Origin of the sequence: Mesorhizobium sp. M7D.F.Ca.US.004.01.2.1 (assembly GCF_003997785.1) — a bacterium.
Taxonomy (GTDB): domain Bacteria; phylum Pseudomonadota; class Alphaproteobacteria; order Rhizobiales; family Rhizobiaceae; genus Mesorhizobium; species Mesorhizobium loti.
Genome location: NZ_RZRQ01000001.1, coordinates 76,589 through 94,647, shown reverse-complemented (window position 1 = coordinate 94,647; position 18,059 = coordinate 76,589). Strand labels below are relative to the sequence as shown.

Annotated in this window: 11 protein-coding genes and 6 pseudogenes; 12 read left to right on the top strand and 5 right to left on the bottom strand. The window is 60.2% G+C overall.

Features of this window, described 5'->3' with window-relative positions; translation table 11 throughout:
* Positions 1-175: 175 nt before the first annotated feature.
* Together EN993_RS00435 and EN993_RS00430 are read left to right on the top strand one after the other, a co-directional pair.
* The gene (locus tag EN993_RS00435) at positions 176-1,363 is read left to right on the top strand and encodes a M20 aminoacylase family protein (protein ID WP_063169331.1); all 1,188 of its coding nucleotides are present in this window, start codon (positions 176-178) and stop codon (positions 1,361-1,363) included.
* A 79-nt stretch (positions 1,364-1,442) separates the two neighbouring features.
* A complete protein-coding gene (locus tag EN993_RS00430) occupies positions 1,443-2,876 on the top strand; it encodes an amidase (RefSeq protein ID WP_063169332.1) in 1,434 nt (477 codons plus the stop codon).
* A gap of 808 nt (positions 2,877-3,684) precedes the next feature.
* Here the strand turns inward: EN993_RS00430 and EN993_RS38265 are convergent.
* Positions 3,685-3,990, bottom strand: coding sequence for a hypothetical protein (locus tag EN993_RS38265; RefSeq protein WP_164548505.1), 306 nt, complete (start codon positions 3,988-3,990; stop codon positions 3,685-3,687).
* Positions 3,991-3,992: 2 nt separating this feature from the next.
* Here EN993_RS38265 and EN993_RS00420 point away from each other — a divergent pair, with 2 nt between their 5' ends.
* From EN993_RS00420 to EN993_RS00410, 3 genes and pseudogenes are all read left to right on the top strand, one after another.
* Positions 3,993-4,322, top strand: a complete 330-nt coding sequence (locus EN993_RS00420) for an ATP-binding protein (protein WP_272482847.1) — start codon at positions 3,993-3,995, stop codon at positions 4,320-4,322.
* Positions 4,323-5,093: 771 nt separating this feature from the next.
* Positions 5,094-6,101: an ATP-grasp domain-containing protein gene (locus EN993_RS00415; protein WP_063169333.1), complete on the top strand. Its 1,008-nt coding sequence runs from the start codon at positions 5,094-5,096 to the stop codon at positions 6,099-6,101.
* Between the two features lie 188 nt (positions 6,102-6,289).
* Positions 6,290-6,570, top strand: a pseudogene (locus EN993_RS00410) (integrase core domain-containing protein); the annotation flags it as partial.
* Positions 6,571-6,618: 48 nt separating this feature from the next.
* On the opposite strand, the gene EN993_RS37570 reads toward EN993_RS00410, so the two are convergent.
* A complete protein-coding gene (locus tag EN993_RS37570) occupies positions 6,619-6,858 on the bottom strand; it encodes an IS110 family transposase (protein WP_063169335.1) in 240 nt (79 codons plus the stop codon).
* A 209-nt stretch (positions 6,859-7,067) separates the two neighbouring features.
* On the opposite strand from EN993_RS37570, the pseudogene EN993_RS00400 reads away from it, so the two are divergent.
* The 7 genes and pseudogenes from EN993_RS00400 to EN993_RS00375 form a co-directional block, all read left to right on the top strand.
* Positions 7,068-8,272 (top strand): annotated as a pseudogene (locus EN993_RS00400) (IS110 family transposase).
* 419 nt (positions 8,273-8,691) lie between these two features.
* Positions 8,692-9,072, top strand: a complete 381-nt coding sequence (locus EN993_RS00395) for a transposase (protein ID WP_199489649.1) — start codon at positions 8,692-8,694, stop codon at positions 9,070-9,072.
* Positions 9,069-9,421 (top strand): annotated as a pseudogene (gene tnpB, locus EN993_RS00390) (IS66 family insertion sequence element accessory protein TnpB). Before EN993_RS00395 ends, tnpB begins: the two are co-directional and overlap by 4 nt.
* Positions 9,422-9,490: 69 nt before the next feature.
* Positions 9,491-10,808, top strand: a pseudogene (locus EN993_RS00385) (IS66 family transposase); the annotation flags it as partial.
* 49 nt (positions 10,809-10,857) lie between these two features.
* Positions 10,858-11,160 (top strand): hypothetical protein, encoded by a 303-nt coding sequence (locus EN993_RS36875; RefSeq protein WP_063169337.1) that lies wholly within the window; start codon positions 10,858-10,860, stop codon positions 11,158-11,160.
* Complete coding sequence (locus tag EN993_RS00380; protein ID WP_063169338.1) at positions 11,147-13,210, top strand: recombinase family protein; 2,064 nt, start codon at positions 11,147-11,149, stop codon at positions 13,208-13,210. The genes EN993_RS36875 and EN993_RS00380 overlap by 14 nt, the downstream gene beginning before the upstream one ends.
* 28 nt (positions 13,211-13,238) lie before the next feature.
* Positions 13,239-13,431 (top strand): annotated as a pseudogene (locus EN993_RS00375) (transposase domain-containing protein); the annotation flags it as partial.
* A gap of 44 nt (positions 13,432-13,475) precedes the next feature.
* Here EN993_RS00375 and EN993_RS37565 read toward each other — a convergent pair.
* The 3 genes and pseudogenes from EN993_RS37565 to EN993_RS00355 form a co-directional block, all read right to left on the bottom strand.
* Positions 13,476-13,813, bottom strand: a pseudogene (locus EN993_RS37565) (IS110 family transposase); the annotation flags it as partial.
* 88 nt (positions 13,814-13,901) lie between these two features.
* Positions 13,902-15,668 (bottom strand): CocE/NonD family hydrolase, encoded by a 1,767-nt coding sequence (locus EN993_RS00365; RefSeq protein WP_245468576.1) that lies wholly within the window; start codon positions 15,666-15,668, stop codon positions 13,902-13,904.
* Between the two features lie 498 nt (positions 15,669-16,166).
* Positions 16,167-17,903 carry a CocE/NonD family hydrolase gene (locus EN993_RS00355; protein WP_245465005.1) on the bottom strand — a complete coding sequence of 579 codons (1,737 nt, stop codon included), beginning with the start codon at positions 17,901-17,903 and terminating at the stop codon, positions 16,167-16,169.
* Positions 17,904-18,059: the final 156 nt, after the last annotated feature.

Sequence of the window (18,059 nt, the reverse complement as noted above, 5' to 3'; positions counted from 1 at the left end):
GAATTCAGGATTGTCGGTCCCCGGCTAATTGGAGCGGCTTCAGTCGGCGGAATAGCTGGGGTGCCTACGTCGCACAGAGGATGCTGTGCTCCCGGCAGCGCGGAAACGGGTCTCCCGGCTCTCGCAAGGACAAAGCGTGAAATTCGCCTGCAACCGGCAAGAAAGGAAAGTCCCCGTGGCAATTCTCAATAGCGTCGCAGAGTTTCTCCCCGAGATAGTGGCTTGGCGCCGGGACATCCATGCACATCCCGAACTGGGCTTCGACATCCCCCGTACTTCGGCATTTGTCGCCGAGCGCCTGCGCGAATTCGGCTGCGACGCCGTCGCGACCGGCATCGGCAAAACCGGCGTCGTTGGCGTCATCAAGGGCAACGGCGTCGTGAGCGACGGTAACCCAAAGGTTATCGGATTGCGCGCTGACATGGATGCGCTGCCGATCAACGAAGCGACCGATCTGCCCTATGCGTCCAAGAACAAGGGCTTGATGCATGCGTGTGGGCATGACGGCCACACCGCGATGCTGTTGGGTGCCGCGCGCTATCTTGCCGATACTCGGAATTTCGCTGGAACGGCGGTCATGATCTTCCAACCTGCCGAGGAGATCGGTACCGGCGCCGTTGCCATGCTAGATGACGGTTTGATGGAGCGGTTCGGCATCGAGCACATCTACGGAATGCACAATCGTCCGGGCTTGCCGGTAGGTGTCTTCGGAATCCGGCAAGGTCCAGTGATGGCGGCAACTGATAGCATAGAAATTAGCATTGAAGGGCGAGGGGGGCACCCTGGAAGGCCTCATGAATGCATCGATCCGATTCTGGTCGGCGCTCAGCTTGTGACGGCCCTGCAGCATATCCTGGCTCAGAACATTGACCCTGTCGACTCGGCAGGAATTTCGTTCCACCAGTTCCAGTCCGGGCAGAGACTAGTCCCCGTCGTTCCGCAAACAGCGGAGTTGGTGGGCACCATGCGGACGCTAAAGCCGGAGGTGCGCAAGTTCGTGAAGGAGCGGGTGGGCGAAGTGGTCGCCGGCATCGCCCAGATAACCGGCGCGAAGATAGATATTAAATTTCAGAGCTTCGACGCAATTCTCTTCAATGAGGTCCAGCAGACCGACCTTGCGAGAAGCGCGGCCAAGGGCGTGGCCGGTGAAAACAATGTGCTCGAGACGCCACCGGTAATGGGGGGGGAAGATTTCTCCTTCCTGGCGCAGGCGCGGCCGGGTGCTTTCGTCTGGTGCGGGAACGGTGACAGCGCCGGCCTGCATCACCCTGCCTACAATTTCAACGACGAGGCGATTCCTTATGGAACATCGTACTGGATCAAGCTCGTAGAGAACACGTTGGGATCCCGTCCGACGTCTTGATGATCGGTCTGACAAGGGCCGCAGAACGAATGAATAACTGCCGTCTTATGCCAGGCTTGAATGTAGCGGACCTCGTAAAATGAAAACTCGTTCATCCGTGCCAACATCTCTTGAGGGTCTGTCGGCGTGCGAATGCCTGGAACTCTACCGAAGGCGGCAGCTCTCGCCTGTTGAAGTCGTCGATGACTGTCTCAGCCGCATCGACGCCAACAACCCGGCGCTGAACGCATTTTGCCTCGTCGACCACGAAGGGGCCAGGTCTGCTGCCCGGGCCTCGGAGGGTCGATGGATGAAGGGGGAACCAGCCGGAGTACTAGATGGCATTCCGGCCACCATCAAAGACCTCACCTTGACACGAGGCTGGCCGACAAGACGTGGCTCATTGTCCGGCAGCACCGAGGGACCCTGGACTGAAGACGCCCCTGTTCCAGCCCGTATCCGTGAGACCGGTGGCGTTATCCTGGGCAAGACAACCACTCCAGAATTTGGCTGGAAAGGGGTAACAGACAGCCCGGTCTACGGGATCACCCGCAATCCCTGGAATCCTGACCTGACACCAGGCGGGTCGTCGGGAGGGGCGGCAGTTGCGGCTGCGCTCAACCTTGGCTTTCTTCATCAGGGTAGCGACGGCGGGGGATCAATCCGGATACCGGCGAGCTTCACGGGGACCTTCGGCTTCAAGCCAACCTTCGGCATCGTTCCGCAATGGCCAGCTAGCGCCATGACAACGCTGTCTCATTTGGGGCCGGTGACCCGCACCGTTGCGGATGCGATCCTGATGATGAATGTGATTGCACGAAAGGACGCTCGCGATGGCTATGCGGGTCCGGCGTACCTAGGTCTCGACCCCGATCCAGCAAAGACCACCATCAGGGGCCTGCGGATCGGCTACAGTCGGAACCTCGGCTATGTCAAGGTGGCGCGAGATATCCAAAACGTTACCGATAATGCGATCGACCAGCTTCGAGCTCTTGGGGCCGAGGTGGCCGAAGTCAATCCGGGATTTGCGGATCCGGTGGAGGTGTTTTCTACATTCTGGTTCGCTGGCGCCGCCCGTATTGTGTCACGAATGAACAAACAGCAAAGACAATTACTAGATCCTGGCTTTCTGGAAGGTGCCGAACGCGGGCTGAAGATCACCCTTACCGAATTTCAGGAAGCTGAGGCGATGCGGTTCGAGCTCTCCGCTCTGATGGCGAAGTTCCACGAAAATTACGATCTCTTGGTCACACCGACGATGCCTATCGCGCCGTTCCCCGTCGGGCGAAATGTGCCGGATGATAGTTACAAGGGGTGGGTGGACTGGACGCCCTTCACCTACCCTTTCAACTTGACCCAGCAACCAGCAGCATCGATTCCATCGGGCCTGGATGATCAAGGGCTGCCCGTCGGGCTACAACTGGTCGGCGCGCGCTATTCCGACACCTCCGTCCTAGCCGCGGCATATACGATCGAAAGTCGCCTGGGGCTTCCTTCTTTCGCGAGGAGCAGATTCCACGCTGCCACCCCTTAAAACTTGAGACTGCCGCGCTCAAGCACCTGACGGCCTCCAAGCGGTCAAGCCACGGACGCGAATGTCATTCGATAAAGGGGCGCGGCGTCATAGATGGGCAGTCCTGTCCTACGACGGATTGCTGACGTCACCATCGGGGACAATGTACATTCAAATAGGAGTGCGTCAATCTTGGGATGTGCGGCGCGAAGTCGCGACACAGACTGCAACCCGGGGACTCCATTTCGGTAACACTAGCCGGCCGCGTATTACCTTCGATGCCGCCGATGGCTACTCTTGCCCCTGCGGATGAATCCATGCCCAGCAGCTCTTCGCCGCAGTGTCTTGAGTCTGCGGCCAGACGGCGAGCTTTGCGCCGGCCGGAAGCTGCCGGAGGAGCGTGGGCGCCAGTAGCAGGCTCGACATGGCCACGGGAAGTTTGACAGACGTGGCCAGTGCAGCCTGGCACCAGATACTGAAGCCGCAGTCCCTGGTTATCGCGACGGCTCCGCGCTCAACCAACCGCCTGGCAGCTGCAATGTAGGCCGGCTCGAGAGAGGCATCGCCAGGACTGACCCTCTCCGCCAAAGCCCCGGCCGCGGTCTCTATTATAATTGGGAAGTCGAAGTTGCCGGGTTGAAGACCGACCCCGATGCGGTGGCGGAAATTCACCAGGGCGCAAGTCCGATCTCCAGCCTGTGATTTTTGCAACACTGGCCATCCAATGAGGATCCAACTGCCGTCTGATCGTGACAATTCAGCTGCGTCAAATGCCTTTGCCGCCAAGATGGCGCGTATCGTCAGGTTGTGCTGACCAAGCTGGGACGCTCTACGAGCGCAGGAATCCTGCATTCGCCTGACGCTTCCGGCTCGGTTGCAAGGCTCGGGAATAGTAATGACGAAACAGTGGATCAGCACGCCGTAAGCCCAGTGCAAAAAATGCGGGCTTCGTGCCGAACCTTTTTTTGGAACGGCGGGCGCGGATCTCATCATTGAGATTACCGGAAAGCCTGTCCGGACTTTTCCGAAGCCGCACTGTTATCCTGTTCGAGAGCGACGCATCGATGGTTCCTTTCCCCGCCTCATCGACAAGCTCACCCGTGTCCACTTGGCTCATCCACGACGACTTCGGCAACCATGCTCTCTCCGATCAGCAGCGCTTCCACCTCTTCGAAAATCGTCGAGGAGCGCTATCAGAGAAAATCCACCCTGATCACCGCCCAGGTCCCCGTGGCAAGCTGGCACGACCTTATTAACGACAGCACGGTCGCCGACGCTATACACGACCGCTCGTGCACAATGCACACCGCATCGCCCTTCAGGGCGAGAGCATCCGAAGAAAAAAGCCTCGGCCCTCTTGACCGACTCCGAGAACACCGAAATCAATCAGCCCTACAGCAACCAGGCTGCCGAGGACCAACCTCGACGAACTGTCGGACTTTTGTGAAAACGCTGTCCGGGAATTAGCGGAATCGCTGTCCAGCTTTTGAAGCGCGCAATAACACTATGGCCGTCATCGAAATGAGCAAGGCGAAGTGCTGATTGCCGCGTTTGTTCCGGGATTAAGCGCCAGCCTCTCAAGAAGATTTATGCCGACTCGCCATCATTGTTGAAACTGCTGCAGCGCTCGCACGTTGAAGCCGGCCAGGCCGGGCATACGATTATGCGGATCGCCTTCGCCCAACTTCAATTCTGGACGCCAGGGCTCGATGTAAGGGACCGGCGAGCGTCAAAAGACTGCGGATGGGTCGCCGCTCGTCCCCTGGGATACGATCTCTGTCGGATTTTGTCGCGCCTGCGACATAGTGGTTGTGCGGGCCAGTTTAGTACCTGATATGACCGTAAGTTTGATATCAAACTCAAAGCACTGGCCGACGTGCATTTTGCGAGGTTGGCACGGTTTTTGAAGCGATCATTTCGCGTCGGAGCGCTCTCATCCGCCGGTTATCATCTGTTTTGGCATAAACCCTGCATAAGGCTTTATTGATGGTACCGCAACCCAACTCGCCGTCTTTCGAGCTACTTGGGCAAAAAGAGCACCGCCAGCGGAAAGGGTCGGGAACCGGAGAGGGAACCGGGTGGTGGACCTATGTTTGTGGAGGGGGTTGTGAAAAGGGTCAGCCATGGTGCTTCGAGCCTCTTGTACTCGTGCAGGTCGTCAATGTTGATATAGCGGTTGGCCTCCATCCAGTTTTCATTGGTTTCGTGACAGCAGACAAACGTCAAAGGAGATAGCTCATGCGAGTAGCCATCGTAACGAACAGTGATTTCAACGGTGTGATTAACCGGTTCGGTCAGCCTTGTCCGCAGCCGCCGCAGCCTTGGCCGCATAGCGGCACGTTGGAAGATGTGGTGGCGGCACTTCAAGAGGGCGGCCACGAGACGGTAGTGTGTGAAGGCGATAAAGGACTGCTCGCCAGTCTCGAGCGGTTCATGCCACCTGATCCGCAAGGTCGCCCCTCGGGAATGGTCTTCAACTTGGCGGAGGGAATTCAGGGCGAAAAGCGTTACACTCATGTTCCTGCCATGCTTGAGATGGCCGGTGTTCCATACACTGGATGTAGCCCCTTCGGGATTGGGCTGACGGGAGACAAAGTCATTACCAAAATGCTCATCCGCGATCAGGGCGTGCCGACTCCGAACTTTCGCGTGATGCGTCGCGGCACCGAGAACACCGGCGACCTGAGATTCCCAGTGGTAGTGAAGCCGCGGGAGGAGGACTGCAGCTTCGGATTGCAGATCATACATGAACACTCTAAGTTGCGGCAGGCCGTCGAAGTGATCGTCACGCAGCATGCTCAGGATGCGCTAGTGGAGGAATACATCGAGGGGCGGGAAATCTGCGTTGCGTTGCTCGGAAACGGGGAGCCCGAAGTTTTGCCTCTAGTGGAGCAGGACTTCGGTGACCGCGAAACGCGTGTTATGAATTGGGATGCGAAGTACGTGGCGGCCGCAGCGGTGCCCAAGATTTGCCCGGCGAAAATCGAGAGCGGGCTTGAGACGATGTTACGGGATATTTCGGTTGCGACCTTCCGTGCCTGCCACTGCCGGGACTATGCCCGCGTCGATTTCCGGATCGATCGCTCAGGCCAACCGTTTGTCCTAGAGATGAACTCGGTGCCGGCCCTTGGTATACACTCCAGTTATGGCACAGCTGCAACGGCCGGCGGACACAGCTTCGTAAGCTTGATCAATCGCATCCTCAATGTCGCCCACACCCGCTATTTCGGAATCGGCGTCTCATAGTGGATTGATCGGATCAAAAGAGTCCGATTTCGGGATTCCGTTTTGCGGTTTGGCGTGCGAGTTAGATGCATGCGCAATAGCATCCCCCTTCACCGTTTTGGCCAGCGACCGTCAGCGCCTGCAAGCGCTCGTCGCGGCGCCAGGAAGCCCGCAAGCACGTTCGGGGGCCGCATCGTCGCGCTGTGCTTCGAACCACGAAGCCAAAGCATACTTGGACCACCGGCTAGGTCGAGCGAATGAACCGCACCATCAAGGACGCGACGGGCAAGCGTTTCCACTACGACGATCATGACCAACTGCGTCGGCATCTTGCCGACTTTGTTGCGGCCTACAAATTTCGGCCGCAGGCTGAAGGCCCTCAAAGGTCTCACCCTACGAGTTCATCTGCAAGGCATGGGCTTCCCAGCCCGAGCGCTTCACTCTCAATCCGCTCCACCAAATGCCTGGACTTGTCTATTCGGCGTGTTGAAGTCAATCCCATTCAAGCTTCCTAGGCTGACCTGCCGACGCGATTATCCTAGCCTGATTGATGTAACCGCGGCGTCAAACCGAGATACGGCCCCACGTCCTTCGAATTCCTGAAGGGGGCAGGAATATCGACCGTGGCGTTGAAACCCAGTGCAACGATAGGGCCGACGCCCAGCACGGTCATCAACCGCCTGCAAACCGTGTCACCCCTCACGATCGACAACAGTCTTTCGTGTAGCACCGTGAACTGCTCGCAAAGTTTCCGACGGGCGGTGAGCAACGTCTCCATGATGTCTCGAGTTCCGGAATGTCACCGGAAGGGTCCCGGATGCGATCCGCGAATTTGCCGGCCGTCGACAATGCCAACTTTGAGACCGAAGTTACGAAACAGGCCACGGATGTCGTTCTCGATGGCGATGGCCTTTTCCTGAAGCGACTTGAGGGCCGTCAGCAGCGCCCGGCGATTCTGGGTCGTCAGCGTCTTGACAGTAAGACCGTATGTCCGCCTCTGCCGATGAGGTGGCTCGCCCTACACTGCGCGTCCGAGGGTTGCTCGGACGGGCCGAGCCGATCCTCACCACAGGAGGACGAGCCGTGGCGGATTATAGAGAAGCATTTGTCGGAATCGATGTTGCGAAGCTTAAGAACGCTATTGCGATTGCGGAGGCAGGCCGGGAAGGAGAGGTTCGGTTCTTCGGTGAGGTCGACGCGTCGGCGACCAGCATGCGGCGGGTCATAGGCCGGATCGCCAGCCGCTTTGATTACGTGCATTTCTGCTATGAGGCTGGGCCGACCGGGTACGGCCTTTATCGCCTGATCCGGTCGCTCGGGCACGAGTGCACCGTGGTTGCACCATCATTGATACCAAGGAAGCCCGGCGATCGGGTGAAGACGAACCGTCGAGACGCCATTTCCCTTGCCCGACTATTGCGCGCCGGCGAGCTGACCGCGGTGTGGGTTCCCGATGAAGGGCACGAGTCCATACGGGATCTTGTTCGCGCGCGGGCGGGCGCGGTCGAGACGCTGCGGGTCCATCGCCAGCAGGTGAGCGCATTCATGCTCAAGCACGGCCGTAGCTATCCGCGAAAGAAGAGCTGGACGATGCGCTATCTACGCTGGCTTCAGGAACAAGGTTCGATCATCCCGCGCATCAGATCGCACTCCAGGAGATGGTCGAGGCGGTGCGCGTCTCGAAAGAGCGGGTCGAGCGGCTGGAGCGTGTGATCGAAGAGTTCGTCCCGGCCTGGTCGCTGGCACCGATCGTGTGGGCGCTTCAGACATTGCGTGGGGTAGACCTAATTGTCGCCGTGACGTTCGTCACCGAAGTCGGCGACGCCAGCCGGTTCGAAAGCCCACGCCAGCTCATGGGATATCTCGGTCGGGTCCCCGGCGAGCGCTCAACCGGGGAGACAGTCCGGCGCGGCGGCATCACAAAGGCAGGCAACGGTCGGGTTCGCCACATGTTGGTCGAGAGCGCCTGGACCTATCGACATCCGCCCAAGGTCGGGAAGGCGAAGCTATACCGGTTGGAGCAGGCGTCACCGAAGGTGCGTGAGATCGCCTGGAAGGCGCAGTCCCGCCTGACAGCCCGCTACCGCATGCTGAGCGCTCGGGGCAAACGGACAACGGTCGTCTGCACCGCGATCGCCCGTGAACTGGTCGGCTTTATGTGGGCAGTCGCAAGGGAGGCGCGCGTCACCTGATCGCTCGCCGCGATGGCGCACATATCGCGCATGGGCGGAGGCGGGACCACGGCAGGGGAATGCCCGTCAGACGCTTTGTGGCCGGCAAATCGACCGACGCCCGCAGTAAGATAGGAACAGCCCCGGACGCACAATCGGGAATGCGGTAGCCAACCCGCGCATCAGAGCTTGATCACCGACGTCCTTCAGTTCCGCCTCCCCACCCATGCGCGATCATCAGAATGAGCAGCCGTTCCTCGGATCGGGCGACCTCATGCGTTCCAAACCTTGACAGCGGACATCAGAGCGGTGTTTCCGGACCACCTTTCGGGAGTGGTCGCGATCTGTGAGGTTGCCGATCCTGTATTGGGATCGGAGATCGGCTTGTGTCTGGACTTGACCTTACGCTTGACCCGGAGCGGCAGCTTCGGCGTTTCGAGGTGATCAACGGTGCCGGCGGTCGGCGTCACTGGTCGGTGGATGACAAGGCGCGGATCATCGCAGAGACGCTGGAGCCGAATGCGATCATTTCCGAGGTCGCCCGCCGTTATGGTCTCAGGCCGCAGCAGGTCTTCGCCTGGCGCCGCGAAGCGCGCAAACAGGCCGCTTCGGTGCAGCAAGATTCTCCTGCCTTTGTGCCGGCGGTTGTGGCGGCGGCGGAACCTGCAGCCAGCCGTTCACCGAAGCAGCGGAAACGGCAAGCCACCCGAGATGCCGGCATGATCGAGCTTGAGATCGACGGCATCGCGATGCGCGTCGGCCGGGGCGCCGATACCAAGACGGTGGCCGCAGTGATCCGCGCGCTGAAGGCGACGTCGTGATCGGGCCGACGGGTGCGGTCAAGGTCATGGTGGCGACGAAGCCCGTCGACTTCCGCAAGGGTGCGGAGGGATTGGCGGCGCTGGTGCGAGAGACAATGGGGGCCGATCCGTTCAGCGGGGCCGTCTACGTCTTCCGGGCGAAGCGGACTGACCGGATCAAGCTGATCTTCTGGGATGGCACCGGGGTTTGCCTGCTAAGCGTTTGGAGGATGGGGAGTTCCGCTGGCCGAAAGTGCATGACGGCATGATGCGGCTGACGGCCGCGCAGCTCTCGGCGCTACTCGAAGGTCTCGACTGGCGGCGAGTCCATGAGGCGCGCCGGACCCGCGTGCCAGCCCAGGCGGGCTGACCCGCGACGAAGTGAATCAGCCTAGATTCCGCTGTCGCGGGCTGTCGGCGAATATGGTCTGATCCGTTCATGGCGATGACGGCTGACCAGCTTCCCGACGATCCGGACGCGCTGAAGGCGATGGTCCTGGCGCACGACGTCGAGAATGCCCGTCTGATTCAGATCATCAAGGAATTGCAGCGTCACCGCTTCGGCCGGCGTGCCGAGACGCTCCCCGAGGATCAATTGCTGCTGGGGCTCGAAGAGGCGGAGCAGATCGAGGCCGCCGGTGAGGAAGAGAAGGAGCAATCTGCTCCCGCCGAGCGGCAAGCAAAGGCCACGAGGCGCCGGGCCAACCGGGGCGCGCTGCCACCCCATCTGCCGCGCGTGGAGATGGTCGTCGACATCGAGGACCATGCCTGCCCATGCTGCCGCAATGGCTTGCATCGGATCGGCGAGGACGTGAGCGAGCGGCTCGACATCGTTCCGGCGCAGCTGCGTGTAATCGTCGTGCGCCGGCCCAAATATGCCTGCCGCGCCTGCGAGGACGTCGTGGTTCAGGCTTCCGGCGCCGGCCCGGCTGATCGAGGGTGGTCTTCCGACCGAGGCAACGGTCGCCCAGGTGCTGGTCTCAAAATATGCCGATCACCTTCCGCTCTATCGTCAGGCGCAAATCTACGCCCGGCAGGGTATCAATCTCGATCGCTCTACGCTCGCCGACTGGGTCGGCCGCGCCGCCTGGCACCTGCGTCCGGTGCATGAGCGGCTGCTTGGCAAGCTGAAGTCCTCGGCAAAACTCTTCGCCGACGAGACGACCGCGCCGGTGCTCGATCCCGGCCGCGGCAAGACTAAGACAGGTCAACTCTGGGCCTATGCCCGCGATGACCGACGATGGGAGGGGAGCGACCCGCCGGGCGTCGCCTATGTCTATGCGCCGGACCGAAAGGCCGAGCGTCCGATCGCTCATCTCGCAGGCTTCACCGGAATCTTGCAGGTCGACGGCTATGGCGGCTATCGCGTGCTGGCCGACAAAAGCGGCGTCACGCTCGCCTTCTGCTGGGCGCATGTCCGTCGGCGCTTTTATGAACTGGCAGCAGCCGGTCCCGCGCCGATCGCCAGTGACGCGCTGAGACGGATCGCCGAACTCTACAAGATCGAGGATGACATCCGTGGCCGATCGGCCAACGAGCGCCGCGCGATGCGTCAGGACAAAAGCCGCGCCATCGTCGCCGATCTCGAACCCTGGCTGCGTGAGAAGCTCGGCCTGATCAGTCAGAAGACCAAGCTCGCAGAGGCAATCCGCTACACGCTCTCACGCTGGGAAGGCCTCTCGCACTTCCTTGACGACGGCCGCATCGAGATCGACAGCAACACCGTCGAACGCTCGATCCGTCCGATCGCAATCTCGGGGTCATTCTGCCCATGTTGGGCAGGAGGTCGAAGTCCCGTGCGCAGCAATGGATCTGGGCTCCCCGCGCGCGTCGCTTGCTGCACTGCTTGAACTGAACAAGCTCTTGATCCAGCGCCGTTTCCGGCGAGGCTCTCCGGATGGTTTCATCATCGGGGAGACTCAAAATGAGAACCTTGCCGCCACCGACACGATCTCTCGTGATCGTTCGCCAGCTCAGCATGCGCTCGACTCGCACAAGCTAGTCGGGCTGAGCGCAGCGCAACGAACGATCGTGATCGCCCGGCTCGCCAATGTGCTGATGGCCGCCGCCGGTATCGTGACGGAGGAGAGCCGCGATGACGAGCCGTAATCTGATTCCGGCCACCATCCTCAAGCGCAAGGCCGTTGTCTATGTACGTCAGTCCACGCAGGCGCAAGTGCAGCTCAATCTTGAGAGCCAGCGTCGGCAATATGAGCTGGTCGACGTCGCGCGGCGCTGGGGATTCCGCAAGGTTGAGGTGATCGACGAGGACTTGGGACGCACCGCAAGTGGAGCTGTGGAACGTCCCGGTTTCGAACGCCTGGTCGACGATCTGTGCACCGGTCATGTGGGCGCTGTGCTTTGCCTGGAGGCGTCCCGCCTGTCTCGCAACGGACCGGACTGGCATCGGCTGCTCGAGTTGTGCGGCGAAGTCGATGCACGGGTGATCGATCTGGACGGAGTCTACGATCCGGGACTGCCGAACGATCGCCTGCTGCTCGGCATGAAGGGGAGCATAAGCGAGTTCGAACTCGGGGTGCTGCGTGCTCGCATGTACGAAGCTGACCGCGCCAAGGCACAGCGCGGCGAACTGCGCATCTCTGTGCCCTTCGGCTACGTCTGGCACCGGGATTACGGTCTCGGGTTCGATCCCGATATACGCCTGCAGGAGACCATTCGCCTGATATTCGCGCGTTTCCGCGAACTCGGCAGTGCCCGCCAGGTCCTGATCTCGATGATCGACGATGGCGTGCATTTCCCCAGACCCTCCGACGGCAAGAAGATGGTGTCCTTCGCCTGGGTTCCGGTCCGCTACCGCAACGTGATCTCCGTCCTGAAGAACCCGTTCTACGCCGGCGCTTATGTCTATGGTAAGAGCGAGAAGCGCACCGAGATCGTGGATGGCCGCGTCCGCAAGAGCTATGGTCATTACAAGCCGGCCAGCGATTGGGCGGTGGTGCTCAAGGAGCATCACGAAGGCTATATCGGATGGAGCGAGTACGAACGGAACCAGGAACTTCTCGCCGCCAACGCCTATGGCAAAGCCGGCGGCGTCAAGTCGGGCCGCGGCGGTCGCGCGTTGCTCCCGGGTCTTCTCTCCTGTGGTCGATGCGGGCGAAGACTGGTTGTCACGTATGCCGGACGTGGCCAAGGTTACCCGGTCTATCGTTGCGAGAACACCATGATGGCGCAGGCGCGATGCATGTCGTTCAACGGCTTTCGCACCGATGCGGCGGTGGCCCGCGAAGCCTTGGAGGCGGTTGCGCCGATGGCGATCGAGGCGGCGTTGGAGGCTGAACAGATGCAGCTGGAGAGCGAAGCCAGGCGGCGGCAGATGATCGAGATGGACCTGCAGCAGGCACGCTATGAGGCATCGCTCGCCGAGCGCCGCTACGCCGCCTGCGACCCGGAGAACCGGCTTATAGCGGCCCAGCTCGAGAGGAACTGGGAAGCTAGGCTCAGGCGCGTGGAGACCTGCGAGGCCCGGCTCAGTGAAGTCCAGCGTATGGAGCCTGTCGACGCGATCCCTGACTTCACCGGCCTCGCCCAGGATCTCGAAGCCGCCTGGAATGCGCCGGGTGTCGATATGCGGTTCCGTCAGCAACTGCTGCGCGCGCTCATCAAGGACATTGTGGCGGACGTCGATGACGACGCGCGCGATGTGATCCTGACCATCCATTGGCATGGGGGCCAGCATTCCCAGGTAAGGGTTCGCAAGTCCAAATCCGGAGAGCATGGCCAGAGTACGCCTGAGGAGGCTCTGGCGGTCATGCGATCCATGGCAACGCGATGGTCGGATGCCGAAATCGCCGCCACACTCAACCGCATGGGCATGAAGACGGGTCAGGGAAAGACCTGGACGGCGCGACGCGTCCAATCCCTGCGCACGGTGCACAAGATCAGCGGCTATCGGTCTTCCGACAAGAACGGCGAGTGGCTTACCATGTCGGACGCGGCCGCGAAGCTTGGCGTGTCGCACGTCAAAATCCGCCGGTTCGTCAGGGACGGCATATTACCAGCCGAGCAGGTCATGCGCGGCGCGCCCTACCAGATCCGCGCCAGCGACCTTGAAGATGAACGGATCAAGGCCGATTTGGCGCGCAAATCTCCGCGTATCATCAACGACGATAATCAGAAATCGCTGTTTCCCGCCATTTGAAGAGGGGGTGCATAATGAATCAGTCTTCGCGCTCAACCGCAAGAACGCGCTCTTCGCAGGCTCTGACGGCGGCGCCGAACACTGGGCAGTCATCGCCTCGCTGATCGAAACCTGCAAGCTCAATGGTGTCGAACCGCTCGGCTTATCTCGCCGATGTCCTCACCAGGATCGTCAACGGCCACCCCAACAGCCAGATCGACGATCTCCTGCCTTGGGTCTACATCAACAAGCTCGAGCTCAAGGCCGTGGCCCGAGAATACCGCTTACTCTTGACATGCACGGGCCGGAACAGGTTAACCCGCATATCTGCGCGATGCCGCGAGCATGGTTGCGGTCGGTCTTGTTGACCTGTGCCTTGAGAACGCCTTGGAATGACGGGGCTCGATACAGGTCACGTAGTCCGGCTGCCGCCAGACCAACCATTGGGATAAGGGGCCGGCTTCAAGCCTGATCCGGGCGAGATTCCATGCGGGGTTCTTCAATGCGTCAGCAAGATCGTCCGGATGACTAGCAACCTTCATCTCTCGGCAAATTCGGCGCCCTTCTCACGATGCAAACGGTGGTCTCTTTCACGGAGACGTCCAGTCCGGCATAATTTTTCATGCTGCGCTTCCTTTCCTGATGCTTGTGGCTGTTCACACAGACCACGTTTTGTCATCATCTCGAAGCGCAGCACTTCAAAACAACCCGTTCAAGGCGGGGGGCAAAGCCGAATACCACAATCTAAACACCTAGCGATGCTGTTCAAATTCGCCTTGCCGGCATGGGACCCCATCGCTGTCATCACAGGAAGCAGTACGTGGGAGGGGAACTGCTCGCAGTGATGAATCGTGTTCCGAGCCACTACCCATTCAGTTTCGTCCCAGTTGTTACCTCCCGTATTCAGGTTGCGGTCGAACCGCGGGAAGGCCGAACTAGTGATTTCCAGGCGAATTTGATGGCCGGCCGGAAACCAATTACTTGTGGCGTCGAGATCAATCTCGATTTTGCATATAACGCTCGGTTCCATGAAAACAGCCCGATCAAAGCCCTCGCGATAGCGGACGCGCAGTATCCCGTCCACCACGTCAATCGCACGGCCATCGGGATGTACGTCCAACAGTCTGGCCACGAAGTCCGTGTCCGGGGCCGAAGAAGAGACGAAGAGGACCGCCCGGACAAATCCGGTAACCTCCATGCCCTCTGTGAGGGGCGGTGAAGTGAAGCAGAGGACGTCTGGACGAAGCTGGACGTCCTGGTAATCGCGGGGTCCTATAGTAGTTCCACTTGACTTCCCGCCGTCCATCCCCAAGAACGGCGCCGGATCCCCAGGGTCGTAGGTAAACGTGTCAGCCGGCTCGTCGGCACTCGGAGGCTCTACATCAAGAGTCCCGTCGCCTAGACGGGTCGCGGCATTCCCGCCGCTGCGGAGGAACCAGTGCTGCAGTTCCACACCAAGAGGGGGCCATTCTGACGCGGCACGCCACTCGTTGCGACCCATCACGTAGTACTGGACGCGGGGCATTCCCTCGATCCGGTCGGGCTTGTCGTTCAGCCAGCAGTCGAACCAGTCCAGGTAGATCTGCCAGCAATCCAGGCGCGCGTCGCCCAGCTCGCGCTCGCCGATAACCGTCGGGGCTTTGAGACTCTCGGTGCCACAATGCGTGGCTGGCGACAGAATGATATGTTGGTGATCGCGTGCCGCCGGGCTCAATCCGCGAGCACTAAAAACGCGCTGCTGGTGAAGCGCGTCGGCAGCCCCCACGTCGTACCACGAGTTCACGAACAGGGCTGGGACGTCGATGGTCGAGTCCTCGCTAAGCATCCCATTCCGATCCCCCCAGGGATCGCCTGGGTCACGCGAGACCCAGTCCTCCCAGTCAGTCGGCGGTCCCCCAAGGCTCTTAAGCATGTTGACGAGCGGCAGCGACGCGAAAGCCCGCTGATACTCCTCATCGCTTTTCGGTTGCACTCGGGACCGGTCCTTCGCTGCGGTTTGGTGGAACCAGGGGACAAACGCGGCAACCTCCACCGCACCGCCGAGACGGAGATCCCCGTTGCGATATCGCCCTCCGGCAGAGCCGTTCGCGCCGCCCGATCCCTGCGCAATTGCGCATCGGTGGGCTGGATGGCACAACTGCGCCAGCAAAACCTGCGCGATACCAAGCGCCGAGCACCCATATGTGCCCACGCGTCCATTCGACCATGGCTGCTGCGAAATCCAGGACAGCGTGTCATAACCGTCGTCCCCTATATGTTCCCTAGCGTATACGCCGCCGGAATCGAAGACGCCACGACGCTCCTGCACAAGTACAGCGAACCCTTGTCCAGCAAACATTCTTGCCACTTTGTGGCGAGGCTCAACCGGACAGCGATAGGGCGTCTTACCGTATTGAGTTCGGATAAGGATTGACCCGAGTTCCCCAGTGTAACCAATAGGCCGATACAGGTCCGTGGCGAGCTCAACGCCGTCCCGCATTGGAACGCGCAAGCCGGTCTGCAAAACCACTTCGTATCGCGGCGTTGGCGGTTTAATCGGGCCTAGTTCATTACACACTTCAGAGTGCCTCCCAGACATTGAGACTGATTCAAGATGGAGTGGCCAATTTCGACGGGTCTCAGCATTCTATCTGCATGGTGGTGTGTTCGTCGCATTCACAGTACAACGATGAACTCTGTGCCGTTGCTAAGTTGTTTGAAAAGAAACTCAACCGTGCTTCTCTAGCAGGTCCGGCACTCAATGATGGCGCGTTGCCACCCCAATTTCCCTATTGCTTAAATCAATGTGACAGCGCGCCTACGCCGCTGTGCAAAACATCAATTGTGAGTCTCACCGCCATTATGTGCCGATCCATGGACCCCCATTCCATGCTGATTGACGCGGGCCGATGGGGCAAGCTGCTTGATGTGAGAAGCGACGGGCTCCCCGACCGATCGCAGCTTGTTATCACCGTTTGTTTGAAATAGTGGAGGTAGGCTAGCCAGGCGGCAAGCTGTTCAAATTCGCCTTGCCGGCATGGGACCCCATCGCTGTCATCACAGGAAGCAGTACGTGGGAGGGGAACTGCTCGCAGTGATGAATCGTGTTCCGAGCCACTACCCATTCAGTTTCGTCCCAGTTGTTACCTCCCGTATTCAGGTTGCGGTCGAACCGCGGGAAGGCCGAACTAGTGATTTCCAGGCGAATTTGATGGCCGGCCGGAAACCAATTACTTGTGGCGTCGAGATCAATCTCGATTTTGCATATAACGCTCGGTTCCATGAAAACAGCCCGATCAAAGCCCTCGCGATAGCGGACGCGCAGTATCCCGTCCACCACGTCAATCGCACGGCCATCGGGATGTACGTCCAACAGTCTGGCCACGAAGTCCGTGTCCGGGGCCGAAGAAGAGACGAAGAGGACCGCCCGGACAAATCCGGTAACCTCCATGCCCTCTGTGAGGGGCGGTGAAGTGAAGCAGAGGACGTCTGGACGAAGCTGGACGTCCTGGTAATCGCGGGGTCCTATAGTAGTTCCACTTGACTTCCCGCCGTCCATCCCCAAGAACGGCGCCGGATCCCCAGGGTCGTAGGTAAACGTGTCAGCCGGCTCGTCGGCACTCGGAGGCTCTACATCAAGAGTCCCGTCGCCTAGACGGGTCGCGGCATTCCCGCCGCTGCGGAGGAACCAGTGCTGCAGTTCCACACCAAGAGGGGGCCATTCTGACGCGGCACGCCACTCGTTGCGACCCATCACGTAGTACTGGACGCGGGGCATTCCCTCGATCCGGTCGGGCTTGTCGTTCAGCCAGCAGTCGAACCAGTCCAGGTAGATCTGCCAGCAATCCAGGCGCGCGTCGCCCAGCTCGCGCTCGCCGATAACCGTCGGGGCTTTGAGACTCTCGGTGCCACAATGCGTGGCTGGCGACAGAATGATATGTTGGTGATCGCGTGCCGCCGGGCTCAATCCGCGAGCACTAAAAACGCGCTGCTGGTGAAGCGCGTCGGCAGCCCCCACGTCGTACCACGAGTTCACGAACAGGGCTGGGACGTCGATGGTCGAGTCCTCGCTAAGCATCCCATTCCGATCCCCCCAGGGATCGCCTGGGTCACGCGAGACCCAGTCCTCCCAGTCAGTCGGCGGTCCCCCAAGGCTCTTAAGCATGTTGACGAGCGGCAGCGACGCGAAAGCCCGCTGATACTCCTCATCGCTTTTCGGTTGCACTCGGGACCGGTCCTTCGCTGCGGTTTGGTGGAACCAGGGGACAAACGCGGCAACCTCCACCGCACCGCCGAGACGGAGATCCCCGTTGCGATATCGCCCTCCGGCAGAGCCGTTCGCGCCGCCCGATCCCTGCGCAATTGCGCATCGGTGGGCTGGATGGCACAACTGCGCCAGCAAAACCTGCGCGATACCAAGCGCCGAGCACCCATATGTGCCCACGCGTCCATTCGACCATGGCTGCTGCGAAATCCAGGACAGCGTGTCATAACCGTCGTCCCTTTCATTCTCCATGAGGGTGAATACGCCGCCGGAATCGAAGACGCCACGACGCTCCTGCACAAGTACAGCGAACCCTTGTCCAGCAAACATTCTTGCCACTTTGTGGCGAGGCTCAACCGGACAGCGATAGGGCGTCTTACCGTATGGAGTTCGGATAAGGATTGACCCGAGTTCCCCAGTGTAACCAATAGGCCGATACAGGTCCGTGGCGAGCTCAACGCCGTCCCGCATTGGAACGCGCAAGCCGGTCTGCAAAACCACTTCGTATCGCGGCGTTGGCGGTTTAATCGGGCCTAGTTCATTACACACTTCAGAGTGCCTCCCAGACATTGAGACTGATTCAAGATGGAGTGGCCAATTTCGACGGGTCTCAGCATTCTATCTGCA